The following is an 18,189-nucleotide window of genomic DNA, read 5'->3' as shown; positions in this document are numbered from 1 at the left end:
TTTGCGGACAATATCTTCAGCCGGACTGAAAGGTCGCGGGTCCGCCGTCGCCGCCGGTCCGGCCGCCGGCCGCCTGGGCGGCGGCGGCCTGGCGCAGCGCGGCCAGCACCCGGGCCAGGCCCGGCGCCCCTTCGGAGCCGCGCCGGGCGGCGGCGACCACATGGCGGCGCGGCTGGTCGGCGTGGAGCACCCGCAGCGCGACGCCGCTGCCGTGGCCGGGCGCCCGCAGGCCGCCGGCGGTGGCCATCCGGGGCACCAGCGCCACCCCCATTCCGGCCGCCACCATGGCCCAGATCGCGCTCCAGTCGGCGGCCGCGTGCGCCTGCTCCGGGACGAAACCGGCGTTCTCGCAGGCGGTGGTGGTGATCTGCGACCAGGGGCCGCTGCTGCCGAAGATCCACGGCTCGCCGGCCAGGTCGGCCAGGCGCAGGCCCGGCTCGGCGGCCAGCGGATGGCCGGCCGGCAGCGCCACGTCCAGCGGATCGGCGAGCAGCGAGACCCGGCTGAACTTCGGGTCGCGCGGGGTCGGCGCGTGCGCGGCCAGCGACAGCGCCAGATCGACGCTGCCCTCGGCCAGCAGCTCGTACGCGGCCTCCGCCTCGGCCTCCCGGACGGCCACGGCCAGCCCCGGGTGGGTGCGGCGCAGCTCCTGCACGGCGGGCACCACCAGCGCCGGGATGGCGGTGGAGAACGCCCCGACCCGCACCTGCCCGGCCTCCCCCTGGAGGTAGCCCAGCAGATCCGCGTCGGCCCGTTCGAGCTGCGCGAAGACCGCCTCGGCGTGCCGCAGCACCAGCTGGGCGGCGCCGGTCAGCCGGACCCGCCGGCCGTGCGCCTCCAGCAGCGTCACGCCCAGGGACTTGGCGAGCCCGGTCAGCTGCTGCGAGACCGCCGAGGGCGTCATGTGCAGCGCCTCGGCGGTCGCGGTGACCGTGCCCAGCTCCTGGAGGGTGCGCAGGATCCGCAGCTTCTTGATGTCCCAGTCGGCCATGCGGGCAGCGTACGCACCCGGTGCGGCCGGTCCGGTCACCGCGGGCGGCCCGCCGCCCCCAGGGCCACCCCGGCGACGATCAGGGCCATGCACAGCACCTGCACCGCGCCGACACCCTCGCCCAGCAGGGCCAGCGAGAGCAGTGCCACGCACACCGGCTGGAGGTAGTAGACCGCTCCGGCGCGGGCCGCGCCGACCAGGGCGATGGCCTTGTTCCAGGTGAAGAAGGCCAGGGCGGAGGAGCACACGCCGATGTAGAGCAGCGGGCCGGCCGTCCCGGCGGTGAGCGGGAAGCCGCCCTCGACGGCCAGGCTGACCCCGTAGGCGGGCACCAGCATCGCCGCGCCCAGGGCGAAGGTCATGAAGAGGAACGCCAGTCCGCCGATGCCCTCGGGGCGGCGGCGCAGCAGCGCGCTGTAGCCGGCGAAGGTGGCGGTGGCGGCGACCATCCACAGGTCGCCGGTGGCGAAGTCCAGGTGGAGGACGGCGGTGGGCGAGCCCTTGCCGACCAGGGTGACGACGCCCAGCAGGGCGAGGACCATCCCGGCGGTGCGGCGGGCGCCGAGCGGTTCGCGGCCGCCGCGCCTCCCGCCGATCAGGTCGAAGGCGGCGATCATCATCGGCGAAGCGGCCGCGATCATCGCCATGTTGGTGGCCGAGGTGGTCCGCCCGGCCGTGTAGATCAGGGTGTTGAAGAGCGTGACGCCCAACAGGGCGGCCAGCGTGAGGAATCCGAGGTGCCGCCGGATCACCGGCCACTGGCGGCGGACCTGCCCCAGGGCGAACGGGGCGACCGCCAGCAGCGCGATGATCCAGCGCCAGAAGGCGGTCTGGACCGGCGGCACGGTGGCGTGCAGGGCGCGGGCGATGACGAAGTTGCCGGACCAGACGACGGTCGCCGTCAGGGCCAGCCCCAGGCCGATGGCCTGGGTGGACGGTATGCGGTGGACTCGGGCCCGCTCCAGGACTGCCACGGTTTCCTCTCCCTCGGTGGTGGATACGGATCCACCGTGGCAGTCGGCCACTCATCAGGTCCATCGAATACTTCAGACGGTTTCTTTCAGCAGAACTGAAAGAACGCTCCGACCTATCGGCTTTACAGCCTCAGCCGCGGGCCGCCCGCCGGGCCAGGATCGCGGCCTGCCGCTCGTCGAAGCGGCGCGCCTGCCCGTCGAGCCCGTCCATGTACGCGCCCAGCTCCTCCTGGGCCGCCAGGCCCTCCGGGCCGAGTCCGCCGCGCTCCAGCACCTTCAGGTGGCGCAGCACCGGCTGGAGCACGTCGTCGTGGTGGATGCGGAGGTTGTAGATCCCGCCGAGCGCCATCCGGGCCGCGGCCCGCTCGAAGCCGGGCATGCCGTGGCCGGGCATCCGGAAGCCGGTGACCACGTCCCGCACCGCGCACATCGTGCGGTCCGGGGCCAGCTCGAAGGCGGCGCCGAGGAGGTTGCGGTAGAAGACCATGTGGAGGTTCTCGTCCGTGGCTATCCGGGCGAGCATCCGGTCGCACACCGGGTCGCCGGAGTGGTGGCCGGTGTTGCGGTGCGAGATGCGGGTGGCCAGCTCCTGGAACGCGACGTAGGCGATGGAGTGCAGCATGCTGTGGGAGTTGTCGGACTCGAAGCCGGCCGACATGTGCGCCATCCGGAACCGCTCCAGCTCGACCGGGTCCACGGCGCGGCTGGTGAGGAGGTAGTCCCGCATCACGATGCCGTGCCGGCCCTCCTCCGCCGTCCAGCGGTGGACCCAGGTGCCCCAGGCGCCGTCCCGGCCGAAGAGGGTGGCGATCTCGTGGTGGTAGCTGGGGAGGTTGTCCTCGGTGAGGAGGTTGACCACCAGCGCCGTGCGGCCGATGTCGGTGACCTTGGACTGCTCGGGCGCCCAGGGCTCGCCGTCCATCACACCGTCGAAGTTCCGCCCGTCGCTCCACGGGACGTACTCGTGCGGCATCCATTCCTTGGCGGCCTTCAGATGGCGGTTGAGCTCCTTCTCGACGACCTCTTCGAGGGCGTACAGCAGGCGGGTGTCGGTCCAGGCGGCCTGGCCGGGCGCTCCGTCGAGGCGGTCGGGGGCGATGGTCAAGGGGCACTCCTGGGGACGGGGGACCTACGGCTGCGTAGGTTGTGACTTACGGATCCGTAGGTTACGGCATCGTAAGTACGGCCCGGGTAAACGTCTCACCACGATCGGCCCCGGTAAACACGCAAAAGGGGCGCCCGCCGGTCCGGGAAGGAACCGGCGGGCGCCCCTGGTCGAAAGGCGTCCGCGGCGCGGGTGCGGGCCCGCGCGGGACGGGTGGGTCAGCCCTTGGTCTTGGCCTGCTTGCGGGTCTTGTCGGTCGCGATGACCAGCCCGGCGATGATCAGGAAGAGCACGATGGGTGCGGCGACGTAGAGGCCGAGCGTCTGCGCCACGTTCAGGCCCGGACCGGGGTCGTCACCGTCGTCGCGGGTGAGCGCAAACGCGGGGGACGACATCAGCAGCATCAGCGCGGTGCCGGCGGTGATCGTTCCGGCGCGCAGGGCGGTGTTCTTGACCTTGTTGCTCACCCGTTCAACGTAGCGGACCGTTCCGGACCCCGCGCGTCCGGGGTGGCCCTCCCCGCATCGGGGCAGGCCGCGGGCCCGGTGGCGGCGCCGGAGAACTCGCGCATCAGGGCGTGCAGCCGGGGCGAGGCGGCCAGCTCCTCGAGGGTGCGGGGGCGGCCGTCCGGGCCGGCGATCGGCAGGCGCCAGTTCGGGTACTCGCGCCAGGTGCCGGGGACGTTCTGCGGGCGGCGGTCGCCCACCGCGTCCGGGAGCCAGACGCCGATCATCCGGGCCGGGGTGCGCAGCAGGAAGCGGTGCACGGCCCGGATCACCGCCTCCTCGTCGCCGGCACCCTCGGGGAGCAGGCCGTGCCGGGTCAACTCCCCTATCCACTCGCGGAGTTCGTACGCGGCCCGGCGGTGTTCGCGGTCCGGGGGGCCGGCGAGCAGGCCGAGGCGGGCGCGCAGGGTGACGTCCTCGCCGGTGAGCCGGGCGGCGGTGGGCGGCAGGTCGTGGGTGGTGACGGTGGCCAGGCAGCCGGCCCGCCACTCGCCGGGGGCCAGGATGCGGGCCTCGCCACCGGCCGGCCCGTCCCCCTCGGGGGCGTCACCGTCCGCGCCCGCCCCGCCCCCGTAATCCCGCTCGAACCACAGCACCGAGGTGCCCAGGACGCCGCGGTCGGCCAGGGCCTCGCGGACGCCGGGCTCGACGGTGCCCAGATCCTCGCCGATCACCGCGGCGCCGGCCCGGTGCGCCTCCAGGGCGAGCGCCGCGAGCATCGCCTCGCCGTCGTAGCGGACGTAGGCGCCCTCGGTGGGCGGGCGGCCCTCGGGGATCCACCAGAGCCGGAACAGGCCCATGACGTGGTCGATACGGAGCGCGCCGGCGTGCCGGAGCAGACCGCGCAGCAGCTCGCGGTACGGGGCGTAGCCGGCCGCGGCCAGCGCGTCCGGGCGCCAGGGCGGCAGGCCCCAGTCCTGGCCGTGCGGATTGAAGGCGTCCGGGGGCGCGCCGATGGACATCCCGCTCGCGTAGGCGTCCTGCTGGGCCCAGGTGTCGGCGCCGGAGGGATGGACGCCGACCGCGAGGTCGTGGACGAGGCCCACGGCCATCCCGGCCTCGCGGGCGGCCCGCTGGGCGGCGGCGAGCTGCTGGTCGGTGTACCACGCGAGCCGGCAGTGCACGTCCACGCGGTCCAGCAGCCGGTGGCGGGCCCGGGCGGTCTCCGGGGAGCGGGGGTCGCGCAGGGCGGCGGGCCAGGCGCGCCAGTCGGGGCCGTGCGCCTCGGCCAGCGCGCACCAGGTGGCGTGGTCGTCCAGGGCGCGGCCCTGTCCGGCCAGGAAGTCGCAGTAGGCGGCGCGGCGGCCGGGGCTGAGCGGGACGGCGCAGAGCAGCTCCAGCGCCTCGCGTTTGAGGGCCCAGACGGCGTCGCGGTCGATCAGCTCACCGCGTTCCAGGACGCCGTCGCGCAGCTCGCCGGCGCGCGCGGCGAGGGCGTCGGCGCGGGCCCGGTCCTCGCCGGTGAGCCGGGCGTACTCGGGGATGTCCGCGATCCGCAGATGCACCGGGTCGGGGAAGCGGCGCGAGGAGGGGCGGTACGGCGAGGGGTCGGTGGGGGCGCCGGGGACGGCCGCGTGGAGGGGGTTGAGCTGGAGGAATCCGGTGCCCAGGGCGCGCCCGGACCAGGCGGCGAGGTCGGCGAGGTCCCCGAGGTCGCCCATGCCCCAGGACTGGCGGGAGAGCAGCGAGTACAGCTGGACGAGGAAGCCGTGGCTGCGGCCGGGCGGGGCGGGCACGGCGTCCGGCGCGACCAGGAGGCGGGCGCGGGCCGTGCGGCCGTCGGGGGCGTCGGCGGTCAGCTCGTGCGCGCCCAGGGGGAGGGCGCCCAGGGGGCCGGGGTGCGCGCCGCCGTCCCGTACTTCCGCGCCGAGGAGCGCGCCGTCCTCGGTGCGGACGCCGAGGACGGTGCCCTCGGGGAGGTCCGGCAGGCGGGGCGGGTGCCCGGCGCGGGCGGTGACGGTGGGGGGCAGCAGGGCGCGGCCGGCGCTCGCCTCGTGGGCGTCCAGCGCGGCCCGCACGGCCTCGGGGGTGGAGGCGTCGACTCCCAGCGCGGCCAACACGGCGACGAGGGTGTCCTCGGGGACGTGGACGGTGCGGCCGGGCGCGGGGTCGTAGGAGGTGGCGATGGCGTGGAGCCGGGCGAGCCGGGCACGGCCCATGGCTGCTCAGACCTCCATCGGCTCCGTACCGAAACCGGCGGCGGCCGGTTCGCTGGTCAGCGGAAGCTCGGCGGTGATGGGGACCTCGCTGGTGAGCGGGGCGGCGTCGGCGAGCGGGGGCTCGCTGGTGAGCGGCGGCTCGGTGAAGCCGAACGAGCCGGAGCCCTCGAGGCCGGAGTCGGGGCCGGAGATCCCGTCGAACAGCCGGGGCTCGCCGGTCGGTTTGGCGGCCAGTGCGTCGAGGAGCAGTTGAGCGGATGCGGCCACGAGGGGCCTCCCGTTCATCGGTAATGGGACACGTCTGCCCTACCCAGCCGACACGGGTGCAGACGTGTCCACCCAGTAAACGTGTCTCACGTCACATTAGAACGCGCGCAGGCGATTTCGCGGCGGGAAGCGCCGGGCGGCGCACAGAACGGGCGGACGGCGGGCGCGGGGCGCAATTTCTGCGGTGTGATGGCGTGTCATGACCTCGTCATCTCCTCTTGGGGGCGGACCGCTCGCGGCCCGCCCGGGGGCGCCGCCCGGGCCCGGTTGACACCCTCACCGGCACAATGGTGGGCTCGCGGCCGACGCCGGAGTCCGCGCGGGCGACGGCGGCACCAGGGGGAGCCGGCGTACGCCGGTGAGCAGGAGAGACGGGGACGAGGAGCGACCGTGCGAGTCCGGGGCGTATGGGGCGGCAGGGCCGGTTCGGGCGGCAGGGGCGGCGGCCGGGCGCGGGTGGCGGGGACCACCGCGCTGGCCGCGGCGGTGATCGGCGGACTGCTCGGCGGGGCGCCGGCCGTCCAGGCGGCGCCCGCCGGACCCGCCGCCGGTACCCCCGACGGGCCCGGCCGGCCCGCCGACGCCGGGCCCCCGCCCGCGGTCTGGCCGCGCCCCCAGTCGCTGCGGCAGCTGGGCCCGGCGGTCCGGCTCGGCCCGGCGGCGGTCCTGGTGGCGCCGCCGGACACCGATCCGTACGCCCTGGACGTGCTGCGCGGGCTGCTGCGGGACGCCGGGGTGCGCACCGTCCGGCAGGCCGCGCCGGGCGACCGGCTGCCCGCGGACGGGCCGGTGGTGCTGGCCGGCGGCGCGCCCGCCGAGGACGCGCTGCGGGCGCTGCGGGTCCCGCCCCGCGGCGATCTGCCGTCCGGCGGCTACCGCCTCGCGGTCGGGGAGGTCGCCGGGCGGGACACCGTCGCACTGGACGGCGCCGGGCCGGACGGCCTCTTCCACGCCGCGCAGACCCTGCGGCAGCTGGTGGCGGACGGTCCGGACGGAAGCCGCCAGCTCGCGTCCGTGGCCGTCCGGGACTGGCCGGCCACCCCGGTGCGCGGCACCGCCGAGGGCTTCTACGGGCAGCCGTGGACCCAGGCCCAGCGGCTGGCCCAGCTGGACTTCATGGGCCGCACCAAGCAGAACCAGTACCTCTACGCCCCGGGCGACGACCCCTACCGGCAGGCCCGGTGGCGCGACCCGTACCCGGCGGCCCGGAGGGCGGACTTCCGGGCGCTGGCCGAACGGGCCCGCGCCAATCACGTCACGCTGGCGTGGGCGGTGGCGCCCGGCCAGGCGATGTGCCTGTCCTCGGAGGACGATCTGCGGGCGCTGCGCCGCAAGGTGGACGCGATGTGGGCGCTGGGGGTGCGCGCCTTCCAGCTCCAGTTCCAGGACGTCAGCTACAGCGAGTGGCACTGCGCCGCCGACGCGGAGACCTTCGGGTCCGGTCCGCGGGCCGCCGCGAAGGCGCAGGCCGGCGTCGCCAACGCGCTGGCCCGGCACCTCGCCGAACGCCACCCGGGCGCGGCCCCGCTGTCCCTGATGCCGACCGAGTTCTACCAGGACGGCGCGACCGCGTACCGCTCGGCGCTGGCGGCGGCGCTCGACGACCGGGTGGCGGTGGCCTGGACGGGCGTCGGGGTGGTGCCGCGCACCATCACCGGCGGCGAACTGGCCGCCACCCGCGAGGCGTTCGGCCACCCGCTGGTCACCATGGACAACTACCCGGTCAACGACTACGCCCGGGACCGGATCTTCCTCGGCCCCTACACGGGCCGCGAACCGGCCGTCGCCACCGGCTCGGCGGCGCTGCTCGCCAACGCCATGGCGCAGCCGCTGGCGTCCCGGATCCCGCTGTTCACCGCCGCCGACTACGCCTGGAACCCGCGCGACTACCGCCCCGAGCGGTCCTGGGAGGCGGCCGTCGACGACCTGGCCGGAACGGACCCCGCGGCCCGTACGGCGCTCCGCGCACTGGCCGGGAACACGACGTCGTCGCTGCTCGGCCGCACCGAGTCGGGCTATCTGCAGCCGCTGATCGACCGCTTCTGGGCGGCCCGCGCGGCCGCCGTCACGCGGGGGCGGCCCGGTGGCGACCCGGAGTTCGCCAAGGCCGCGGCGGCGCTGCGGGCGGCGTTCGGCACGATGAGCGCCGCGCCGCGCGGCCTGGCGTCCGACCTGCGGGCCGAAGTCGGGCCGTGGGCCGAGCAGTTGGCGCGCTACGGGACCGCCGGGCAGCGCGCGGTGGACACCCTGCTGGCGCAGGCGCGGGACGACGGCGACGCGGCCTGGGCGGCGCAGCGCGAGGTGCTGCGGCTGCGGGCGGAGGCCAAGCGGAGCCCGGCGACGGTCGGCCAGGGCGTGCTGGCGCCGTTCCTGGACCGGGCGCTGGCCGAGGCGGACGCGTGGACCGGCGCCCGCGGCGGCGCCCCGAGCCCCTCCCCCGGCGACGGCCGGGCGTCGCTGACCGTGCCGTTCCCCCGGGTGCGGCCGCTGACCGCCGTCACCGCGCTCACCGAGCCGGGCCCGGACGCCGGCGCGGTGTCCCTGGAGGCGCATGTGCCGGGCGCCGGCTGGCAGCGGCTGGGCGCGCTGTCACCGACCGGCTGGACGGAGGCCCGCACCGGCGGGCTGCGCGCCGACGCGGTGCGGCTGGCCTGGGACGGCGGCCGGGCGCCGACTGTCCGGGCCCTGACGCCGTGGTTCGACGACGCCCCGCCCGCCGGTGTGGAGCTGTCCCGCACCGAGACCGACATCCGGACCGGCGGCCGGGCCACCGTGGAGGCGCGGATCTCCTCCCGCCGCCCCGGGCCCGTCCACGACAACCTCAAGATCACCGCGCCGGAGGGCTTCACCGTACGGGCGCCGGACGAGCTGACCGCGCCGCGCGGCGGCACCGCCGTCGTCCCGCTGACCGTGGACGTCCCCGCGGACGCCCGCTCCGGGACGTACCGGATCACCGTCGCCTTCGCCGGGCAGCGCGCGGAGCTGGCCCTCCGGGTCTTCCCGCCCACCGGCGGCCCCGATCTGGCGCGCGGCGCGGCCGCGACTTCCTCCGGTGACGAGACCGCCGACTTCCCGGCCTCGGCGGCCACCGACGGCGACCCGGACACCCGCTGGTCCTCGACCGCCGACGACCGCGCCTGGCTGCAGTTCACCCTGCCGCGGCCGACCCGGCTCGGCCTCGTCGTCCTGCACTGGCAGGACGCGTACGCCGCCGCCTACCGCGTCCAGGTCTCCGCGGACGGCCGCGCCTGGCGCACCGCCGCGACCGTGCGCGACGGCCGGGGCGGCCGGGAAGCCGTCCGGATGGACGCCCCGGACACCCGCTACGTCCGCGTCCAGGGCGACCGCCGGGCGACCCGCTTCGGCTACTCGCTGTGGGGGGTGGAGGCGTACGCGGTGACGGGGGGCGGCTGACGGGCCCGGGGGCGGGCCCCGCCATGGGACCCGCCACCGACCCCGCCAACACAAAAGCCCGGAACTATGCCGATACGGCATCGATCCGGGCCAACGCGTCATCCGCGCCGTACGGCTGCAAGTAGGGCAGCCAGCGCGGGTCCCTATGCCCCGTGCCGATGATCCGCCAGGCCAGTCCGGACGGCGGGGCGGGCTGATGGCGCAGCCGCCAGCCGATCTCGGCGACATGGCGGTCGGCCTTGACGTGATTGCAGCGACGGCAGGCGGCGACGACGTTCTCCCAGGTGTGCTGGCCGCCGCGGCTGCGGGGGATGACGTGGTCGACGCTGGTTGCGACACCACCGCAGTACATACAGCGCCCGCCGTCCCGGGCGAACAGCGCGCGCCGGGTCAGCGGGACGGGGCCCCGAAAGGGCACTCTCACAAAGCGCTTCAAGCGGACCACGCTCGGAGCCGGTACGGCACGGGTTGCGCTGTGCATCAGGGCGCCGGATTCCTCAAGGCTGACGGCCTTCTCATTGAGGACGAGGACGAGCGCGCGGCGGAGCGGTACGACGCCGAGCGGCTCGTACGACGCGTTGAGGACCAGGACATGCGGCACGGGTGCCTCCTTGTACGCCGGCGGCGCGTGGCTCGCGCCGGGACGATCTCCCCACAGTGTCCCCCGGTGCCTGGTCAGAGCGCCACCATGACCAGGTAACGGGCCGGAGGTGTTTTCCACCACAGCCGCACATACCGCTGCGGAACGGGCTCTTTCCGGCCGTCCCGGGGCGTCCTTGATCGAACACAGGGGCGGTCCGCCCCCGTTGCCCCGTTAGTGTGGTAGATCTGCCCGGCCCGCCGGGTCCCGCGAGGCACGTCTGCCGGGCCCCTCGGGTCCCGCGAGCGGTCCGGGCCTGCTGTCCCTCACGGAAGGTCCCGCTGTGTACTGGTCCGCCCCGCCGGCCGCCGCCGTGCCGCCGCTGCGCACCGCCGCGTCCGGCTCCACCGGTCCTACCTCCCTCGACGAGGCAACCCAGAAGGCCACCAACGCCGCCGACTGGATCCAGGCGAACTGGGGGACGTGGCTCACGTCCGCCCTGCAGATCATCCTGATCATCGTGATCGCGGTGGTCCTGCGGCATGTGATACGCCGCACCATCACCAAGCTCATCGAGCGGATGAACCGCACCGCGGCCGCCGCCCAGCACACCGCGCTGGGCGGGCTGCTGGTCAACGCCGAGCGGCGGCGGCAGCGGTCCGAGGCGATCGGTTCGGTGCTGCGCAGCGTCGCCTCGTTCGTGATCATGGGTACGGCGGCGCTGACCGTCCTCTCCGTCCTCCAGATCAACCTCGCGCCGCTGCTGGCCAGCGCGGGTGTGGCGGGCGTGGCGATCGGTTTCGGCGCCCGGAACCTCGTCACCGACTTCCTCTCCGGCGTCTTCATGATCCTGGAGGACCAGTACGGCGTCGGCGACGAGATCGACGCGGGCGTGGCCACCGGCACGGTCATCGAGGTGGGCCTGCGGGTCACCAAGCTGCGCGGCGCCAACGGGGCGATCTGGTACATCCGCAACGGCGAGGTGAAGCGGATCGGCAACCTCAGCCAGGGCTGGTCCACCGCCACGGTGGAGGTGCTGGTCGCCGCCGACCAGGACCTGGCGCGGGCCCGCGCGGTGATCACCGAGGCGGGCGAGGCGATGTCCAAGTCCGAGCCGTGGAACGAGCAGCTGTGGGAGCCGGTGGAGGTGCTGGGCCTGAGCGAGGTGTCGGTGGACACCGTCACCATCACCGTCTCGGCCAAGACCATGCCGGGCAAGGCCGCGAGCATCGAACGCGAACTGCGCTGGCGCATCAAGCACGCCCTGGACGCGGCCGGCGTCCACCTCGCCCCGCGCCCGCCGGCCCCGGCGGACGAGGAGGCCCCCGCCGACCCGTCCGCCACCGTGGCCGCCCCCTCCGCCCTGGGCAACCCGTCGTCCCCGCAGTCCGAGGCCGCGACTCCGATCCCGGCGCCGCAGCCGGCCCCGGCATCGCCTGCAGCCGGCCCGCAACTGGGGAAGTGACGCGGGGTCAGTCCGCCTTCCGACGAAGGCTCGCGGGGCGTGTGACGCAGCTCACACGTCCCGCTGTCATACGTACCCGGGTCCCGCTCCGTATGGGAGATGTCGGCACCGACCGACACCAACGACGGAGAAGGAGACTTCACCATGAAGATCCGCAATCGCGTGGCCACGGGGGCCGTCGCTTCGGTCCTGATGCTCGGCGGCGCGGCGGCCCTGACCGCCGCCGCCCCCGCGTCCGCGGCGCCCCACCCCCGGATCCAGAACGCCCTCACCTGCACCACGACCACCGACGGCCGCCGCGGCACCGCCGACTGCACCAACAACACCAACCGCACCATCGCCTTCCGGGTGACCGTGGTCTGCGGCTGGTGGCCGGACCAGGTCGGCCCGTGGCGCACCCTCAACCCGGGCGCCCGCGACCACTCCGAGGCCACCTGCGACGGCGGCACCGGCGTCGGCAGCGTCAACTGGGAAGAGGGCTGAGCCGGTTAGCGAACGCTGAGCCCCGATGAGGCGAGGGGGCGCATCGGCCGGGGGCCGGTGCGCCCCCTTTTCGCGTAAACCACCCTCCCGGTCATTGACGGGTGCGCGGGGTGCGGCCTACCTTCCTTGGCAGCGATTGGAAAGTTTCCTAACAGACGTCCGGCAGTCGTCCTGGCGGACGTCCTCACAGTCGTCTCTCCAGGCGGTGTCCGGGTCGTTCCGGACGGATCACGGGGTGGGCAGCAGCCATGGCCGCAGCAGGACAGGGAACACCGGGTACGCCGGGCACACCGCGGGTGCTGCGGGCCATGAACGACCGGGCCGCGCTGGATCTGCTGGTGTCGCAGGGGCCGTTGACGCGTACCCAGATCGGCGAGCTGACCGGGCTGTCCAAGCCGACCGCCTCCCAGCTGCTGGCCCGGCTGGCCGCCGCCGGGCTCGTCCGGACGACCGGCAGCGTCACCGGGCGGCCCGGGCCCAGCGCGCAGCTCTACGAGATCGACCCGGCGGCCGGCTACGCCGCCGCGCTCGCCGTGGACCAGCTGGGCATCACCGCGGCCGTCGCCGACATCACCGGGCAGGTGCTCGGCGAGGCGCGGGTCGGCGCGGACACGGTCCCGCCGGACGCCCCCGACCTGACCGCCCGGCTGGTGACCGCGGCCGTGGACGGCGCGCTGGCCAAGGCCGGGCTGGACCGCGGCCGGCTGCACCGCGCGGTGATCGGCACGCCCGGCGCCCTCGACCCGCGCACCGGCCTGCTCCGCTACGCGCCCCACCTGCCCGGCTGGCAGTCGCGAGCGCTGAAGGAGGAACTGGCCGAGGTGCTGGGCCTCCCGCTGGACATCGAGAACGACGTCAACCTCGCCGCGGTGGCCGAACAGCACGACGGCGCCGCCCAGGACTTCGACGACTTCGTGCTGGTCTGGGTCGACGAGGGGGTGGGCGCCGCGATCGTGCTGGACGGGCGGTTGCTGCGCGGCGCCACCGGCGGCGCGGGCGAGATCGGCTATATGCCGCTGCCCGGCGCGCCGCTGGCCCGGGACGGCGACCGCAGCGCGGCCCGGCCGGACGCGGGCGGCGGCTTCCAGCGGCTGGTCGGCGCGCCCAGCGTCATCGCGCTGGCCCACGAGTACGGCGCCCCGGAGGTCCGGACCGTCGCCGGGGCGCTGGCCAGGGACGACGTGCGGGCCGAGGTGGCGCGGCGGCTGGCGACCGGGCTCGCCGCGGTGGTCGCGGTGGTCGACCCCCGGCTGGTGGTGCTCTCCGGGGAGGTGGCGCAGGCCGGCGGGGAGGCGCTGCGGGCCCTGGTCGAAGAGGAGTTCACCGGGCTCGCGCTGCCCCGGCCGGAGCTGCGGATCAGCGATATCGAGGGCGATCCGATCCTCACCGGGGCACTGCGGGTCGCGCTCGCGCAGACCCGCGACGCGGTGTTCGACACGGGGTGAACCCCGTTTCCGTGTACGGCGAACGAGCTGGTCCGGTAAGTGCCTTACGTCCCAGGTGTCTTGCGCCCGGGCGCCCTGTGCCCCCAGGAGCCTTACGTCCCAGGTGCCTTACGCCCCTCGGCTGAGGAGGTTCGCATGCGACTGCCGTTCTCCGGTGCCCGGCCCGGTGCCCGGGCCCGTACGCCGGGGTCGCGCGCCCGGCCCCGGGCGGCGGCGGTGCTCGCCGCGTACGGGCTCGTCGCCGCCGGGCTGCTCGCGGCCGCCGGCTGCGCCCGGCCGAGCGTCGGCAGCGACCGCGACGACCCCACCGCACCGGTCACCCTCACCTTCTGGCACGGATGGTCAACGCCCGCCGAGGTCAAGGCCATTGACGACAGCATCGCGCGATTCGGGAAACGCCATCCGAACATCACGGTGAAAACGGTCGGCAATGTCTCGGACGACACCATGAACCAGGCGCTGCGGGCCGGCGGCGGCGACGCACCCGACGTCGTGTCGTCGTTCACCACCAACAACGTCGGGCAGTACTGCTCGTCCGGAATGTGGGCGGACCTCGACCCGTTCCTGGCGAAAAGCGGGATGGTGAAGGAGAAAATCTTCCCGAAGACCCTGCTCGACTACACGCGGTATCGCGGCCGGCAGTGCGCGCTGCCGCTGCTCGCCGACACCTACGGGCTGTACTACAACAAGGACGCGTTCCGGAAAGCCGGGATCAGCCGGCCCCCGCGCACCATGTCCGAGCTGAAACGGGACGCCGTGAAACTGACCCGGCGCACCGCCGGCGGCTCGTACCGCCAGCTCGGTTTCATGCCCAACTTCCGGCTCTACCAGAACAGTCCGGACCGGCTCTTCGCGCAGTGGGGGCCGAGGTATTTCGACCGGAACGGAAAGGCCCGGCTGGCCGACGACCCGGCGACCAAGGAGTTCTTCACCACCCAGCGGGCCCTCATCGACGCCCAGGGCGGTTACGGACCCACGGAGAAATTCCGCGCCACCTTCGGCGACGAGATGTCCTCGCAGAACGCCTTCCTCACCCAGAAGGTGGCCATGCACATGGACGGCGAATGGCGCGGTCTGATGCTCCGCGCGGCCAAGGCGCCGTTCGACTGGGGCGTGGCGCCGATGCCGGTGCCGGACGACCGGGCGGACACCTACGGGCGGGGCTACCTCACCGGGACCGTCGCCGGTATCGCGCACAGCAGCAGGCACCAGAACGCGGCCTGGGAGCTGGTGAAATTCCTGACCACCGACACCGATCAGGTCGTCGCCTTCGCCAACGCCATCCACAACGTCCCCTCCACCAACGCCGCGCTCGCCTCGCCGAAACTGGACGCCGACCCGGAATTCCGCGCCTTCCTCGACATCGCCCGCAATCCGCACTCCACCGCCCTGCCGCCGTCCAACAACGGCGCCATGTACGTCACGTCCCTCCAGGACTTCTCCTACGCCGTGGAGGCCGGAAAGGTCCCCGATCTCGACGCCGGACTGCGCCGGCTCGACGCGCGGATCGACGCCGACAACCTCCAGTCCGAGAACTGACGGAGCCACCATGGCAGCCACCGCCTCCCCCGCCCCGGCGCTGCGCCGCAAACGCCGCCGGGAACGCCTGCGCATCCTCGGTTTCCTCTCCCCCTGGCTGGTCGGTTTCGCGGTCTTCTTCGGCTATCCGCTGATCGCCACCGCCTATTTCTCCTTCCTCCACTACAACCAGATCGAACCGCCCACCTTCGTCGGCCTGCGGAACTGGAAATACGTCCTGACGCACATGCCGCTGTTCGGCCCGGCGCTGTGGAACACCCTCTGGCTGGTCGTGGTGATGGTGGCGCTGCGGGTGGTCTTCGGGCTGGGCATCGGCCTGCTCGTCACAAAGATCAAATCGGGGGCGGGATTCTTCCGTACGGCCTTCTACCTGCCGTATCTGGCGCCGCCGGTGGCCGCCACCGTCGCGTTCGTCTTCCTGCTCAACCCGGCCACCGGGCCCGTCAACGGCGTCCTCGGCGCGCTCGGCCTGCCGGAGCCGGAGTGGTTCAACGACCCGGCCTGGGCGAAACCGTCGCTGGTCCTGCTCTCGCTGTGGGGCATCGGCGATCTGATGGTGATCTTCATGGCGGCGCTGCTGGACGTCCCGAAGGAGCAGTACGAGGCCGCCGAACTGGACGGCGCCGGCGCCTGGGCCAGATTCCGCTACGTCACCTGGCCGTCGATCACCCCGATCGTGCTGTTCGCGGTGATCACCGGCGTGGTGCAGACCATGCAGTACTACACCCAGGCGCTGGTCGCCGGGAAGCTCGCCTCCGGCGTCTCCATCGGCCCCGGCTCGGTCATCCAGCCCGGCTATCCGGACCACTCCACCCTGACCGTGCCGCAGCTCATCTACTCGCTCGGCTTCCAGAACTTCAACACCGGCGCGGCCTGCGCGCTCTCCCTGGTGCTGTTCGCCCTGGCGATGGCCGTCACCACCCTGCTGCTGCGCAACCGCGCGGGGCTGCTCCGGGCGGAGGACTGATGCGTACCTGCTCCTGGCGGAGGGCTGATGCCGTACCCGCTCCTGGTGGAGGACTGGCGGCAGGCCCACGGCCGTACGACCGAGGACGGACGCGAGAAGCCACGGACGCGACAAGGACGGACGGACGCGAGATGACGACGAGCGCTGCCACGGGCACCGCCACGGCCACGACCACGCTCACCCGGCGGTGGCGCCCGGTCCGGACCCGCCCGCCCGGCGCGTCCGGCACCGCCGGAGCCCCGGCCGCCCGCGCCCGCCGCACCCGGCTGCTGCACTGGATCGCGGTGCACGCGCTCGCCGTCGCCGCCGCGCTGTTCTTCCTGCTCCCCTTCGTCTTCATCGCCCTGACCGCGGTGATGTCCGACGCGCAGGCGATGAGCGGCGACCTCTGGCCGCAGGCATGGCACTGGTCCAACTACACCACCGTCCTGACCACCCCCGGCTTCCTCTCCTGGTGGCGGAACTCCCTGCTCTACGCGGGCCTGGGCACCCTCTTCACGGTCTGCTCGGCGGTCCCGGTCGCCTACGCGCTGGCCCGCTTCCGCTTCCGCGGCCGCCGCACCGCGCTGGTCCTGGTCATCGCGACGATGATGCTGCCGCCGCAGGTCGTCGTCGTGCCCATGTACCTGGTGTGGGCGCAGCAGCTGCACCTGACCGGCTCGCTGTGGCCGCTGATCATCCCGATGGCGTTCGGCGACGCCTATTCGATCTTCCTGCTCCGGCAGTTCCTGCTGACCATCCCGCAGGAGTACGTCGAGTCGGCGAAGGTGGACGGCTGCGGCGAACTCCGCACCCTGCTGCGGATCATCGTCCCGATGGCCCGCCCCGGGATCGCCGCGATCGCCCTCTTCCAGTTCTTCTTCTGCTGGAACGACTACTTCGGCCCGCAGATCTACGCCGCCCAGAACCCGGCCGCCTGGACGCTCTCCTACGGCCTGGAGTCCTTCAAGAGCGCGCACAGCGTCAACTGGAACCTCACCATGGCCGCGACGGTGCTGGTCATGGCCCCCGTCATCCTCGTCTTCTTCTTCGCGCAGAAAGCCTTCGTCGAAGGCGTCACACTCACCGGAGTGAAGGGCTGAAAACGGACATGCTGCCAACTTCCGGGGCGCGCTCCCCGTACTCCAGCATCAAGATCGCGGTGGTCGGCGGCGGTTCGACCTACACGCCCGAACTCATCGACGGCTTCGCGCGGTTGCGGGACGTCCTGCCGGTGGCCGAACTCGTCCTGATCGACCCGGACACCGAACGGCTGGCGCTGATCGGCGCGCTGGCCCGCCGGATCTTCGCCGCCCAGGGGCACCCGGGCCGGATCACCTGGACCGACGACCTCGACGCCGGACTCGACGGGGCGCACGCCGTCCTCCTCCAGCTGCGGGTCGGCGGGCAGGCCGCGCGCAACGAGGACGAGACCTGGCCGCTGGGGTGCGGCTGCGTCGGCCAGGAGACCACCGGGGCGGGCGGGCTCGCCAAGGCGCTGCGGACCGTCCCCGTCGTGCTGGACATCGCCGAACGCGTGCGCCGCCGCTGCCCGGACGCCTGGATCGTGGACTTCACCAACCCGGTGGGCATCGTGACCCGCGCACTGCTCACCCACGGCCACAAAGCGGTCGGACTGTGCAACGTGGCGATCGGTTTCCAGCGGAAGTTCGCAAACCTGCTCGGCGTGGCGCCGGAACGCGTCGAGCTCGACCACGTCGGCCTCAACCACCTCACCTGGGAACGCGCCGTCCGCGTCGACGGCACGGACGTCCTCCCCACCCTCCTGGCCGAACACGGCGACGCCGTCGCCGCCGACCTCCGCATGCCGCGCGCCCTCCTCGACCGCCTCGGCGTCGTGCCGTCCTACTACCTGCGCTACTACTACCAACACGACGCGGTGGTGGAGGAACTCCGCACCAAACCCTCCCGCGCCTCCGAGGTCGCCGCCCTCGAACGCCGCCTCCTCACCCTCTACGCCGACCCCGCCCTCACCCAAAAACCCACCCTCCTCTCCCAACGCGGCGGCGCCTACTACTCCGAGGCCGCGGTAGCCCTGACGTCAGCACTCCTGGGCGGGGACGCGGGCGCGGCAGCCTATGCGGGCGCGGGATCGGGAGCCTGGGCGGGTGGGGGCCGCGGGGCGGGTGCCGGGGGCGTTGTCAGTGCGGGGGGCGTTGGCGGTGCGGGTGCGCGTGCCGGGGTGGGTGCCTCTGCGGGAGTCGGCGGTGGCGCGGGTGCGGGTGCGGGCCTCGTTGGCGGCGCGGGTGCTGGGGGTGACCTCGGCGGTATGGGTGCGGGGGACGGTGCCGGGG

General features: G+C 74.1%; 15 protein-coding genes. 8 read left to right on the top strand and 7 right to left on the bottom strand.

All coding sequences use genetic code 11. The annotated features are described in order from the left end of the window. Positions 1-16: 16 nt before the first annotated feature. From ADL22_RS07095 to ADL22_RS07070, 6 genes are all read right to left on the bottom strand, one after another. Positions 17-991, bottom strand: coding sequence for a LysR family transcriptional regulator (locus tag ADL22_RS07095; RefSeq protein WP_066974843.1), 975 nt, complete (start codon positions 989-991; stop codon positions 17-19). A 35-nt stretch (positions 992-1,026) separates the two neighbouring features. Beyond that, a complete protein-coding gene (locus ADL22_RS07090; protein WP_420711545.1) occupies positions 1,027-1,956 on the bottom strand; it encodes a DMT family transporter in 930 nt (309 codons plus the stop codon). A gap of 139 nt (positions 1,957-2,095) precedes the next feature. Further along, on the bottom strand, positions 2,096-3,070 hold the full coding sequence (locus tag ADL22_RS07085; protein WP_066974841.1) for an acyl-ACP desaturase: 975 nt from the start codon (positions 3,068-3,070) through the stop codon (positions 2,096-2,098). Positions 3,071-3,288: 218 nt separating this feature from the next. After that, positions 3,289-3,537 carry a hypothetical protein gene (locus ADL22_RS07080; protein WP_066974840.1) on the bottom strand — a complete coding sequence of 83 codons (249 nt, stop codon included), beginning with the start codon at positions 3,535-3,537 and terminating at the stop codon, positions 3,289-3,291. Next, complete coding sequence (gene malQ, locus ADL22_RS07075) at positions 3,534-5,735, bottom strand: 4-alpha-glucanotransferase (protein ID WP_066974838.1); 2,202 nt, start codon at positions 5,733-5,735, stop codon at positions 3,534-3,536. The genes ADL22_RS07080 and malQ overlap by 4 nt, the downstream gene beginning before the upstream one ends. A gap of 6 nt (positions 5,736-5,741) precedes the next feature. Then, the gene (locus ADL22_RS07070) at positions 5,742-6,002 is read right to left on the bottom strand and encodes a hypothetical protein (RefSeq protein WP_066974836.1); all 261 of its coding nucleotides are present in this window, start codon (positions 6,000-6,002) and stop codon (positions 5,742-5,744) included. Between the two features lie 456 nt (positions 6,003-6,458). On the opposite strand from ADL22_RS07070, the gene ADL22_RS07065 reads away from it, so the two are divergent. Continuing rightward, the gene (locus tag ADL22_RS07065) at positions 6,459-9,416 is read left to right on the top strand and encodes a beta-N-acetylglucosaminidase domain-containing protein (RefSeq protein ID WP_066974834.1); all 2,958 of its coding nucleotides are present in this window, start codon (positions 6,459-6,461) and stop codon (positions 9,414-9,416) included. 64 nt (positions 9,417-9,480) lie between these two features. On the opposite strand, the gene ADL22_RS07060 is transcribed toward ADL22_RS07065, so the two are convergent. After that, positions 9,481-10,017: an HNH endonuclease gene (locus ADL22_RS07060; protein WP_066974832.1), complete on the bottom strand. Its 537-nt coding sequence runs from the start codon at positions 10,015-10,017 to the stop codon at positions 9,481-9,483. 322 nt (positions 10,018-10,339) lie between these two features. On the opposite strand from ADL22_RS07060, the gene ADL22_RS07055 reads away from it, so the two are divergent. From ADL22_RS07055 to ADL22_RS07025, 7 genes are all read left to right on the top strand, one after another. Beyond that, complete coding sequence (locus ADL22_RS07055) at positions 10,340-11,461, top strand: mechanosensitive ion channel family protein (RefSeq protein WP_066974830.1); 1,122 nt, start codon at positions 10,340-10,342, stop codon at positions 11,459-11,461. A gap of 144 nt (positions 11,462-11,605) precedes the next feature. Continuing rightward, positions 11,606-11,944, top strand: a complete 339-nt coding sequence (locus tag ADL22_RS07050) for a hypothetical protein (protein ID WP_066974828.1) — start codon at positions 11,606-11,608, stop codon at positions 11,942-11,944. 248 nt (positions 11,945-12,192) lie between these two features. Continuing rightward, positions 12,193-13,389 (top strand): ROK family protein, encoded by a 1,197-nt coding sequence (locus ADL22_RS07045; RefSeq protein WP_234430579.1) that lies wholly within the window; start codon positions 12,193-12,195, stop codon positions 13,387-13,389. Positions 13,390-13,605: 216 nt separating this feature from the next. After that, positions 13,606-14,928, top strand: a complete 1,323-nt coding sequence (locus ADL22_RS07040; RefSeq protein WP_066974943.1) for an ABC transporter substrate-binding protein — start codon at positions 13,606-13,608, stop codon at positions 14,926-14,928. Positions 14,929-14,938: 10 nt separating this feature from the next. After that, positions 14,939-15,895: a carbohydrate ABC transporter permease gene (locus ADL22_RS07035; RefSeq protein WP_066974826.1), complete on the top strand. Its 957-nt coding sequence runs from the start codon at positions 14,939-14,941 to the stop codon at positions 15,893-15,895. 131 nt (positions 15,896-16,026) lie between these two features. Continuing rightward, a complete protein-coding gene (locus ADL22_RS07030) occupies positions 16,027-16,977 on the top strand; it encodes a carbohydrate ABC transporter permease (protein WP_066974824.1) in 951 nt (316 codons plus the stop codon). Positions 16,978-17,024: 47 nt separating this feature from the next. Next, positions 17,025-18,189, top strand: a 1,165-nt coding sequence (locus ADL22_RS07025; RefSeq protein ID WP_234430581.1) for a hypothetical protein, incomplete at its 3' end; no start/stop codon positions are given.

This window comes from Streptomyces sp. NRRL F-4489, assembly GCF_001509485.1.
In the GTDB taxonomy this organism is placed as follows: domain Bacteria; phylum Actinomycetota; class Actinomycetes; order Streptomycetales; family Streptomycetaceae; genus Streptomyces.
The sequence above is the reverse complement of the archived record's forward strand: the minus strand, read 5'-3'. Positions and strand labels throughout refer to the sequence as shown.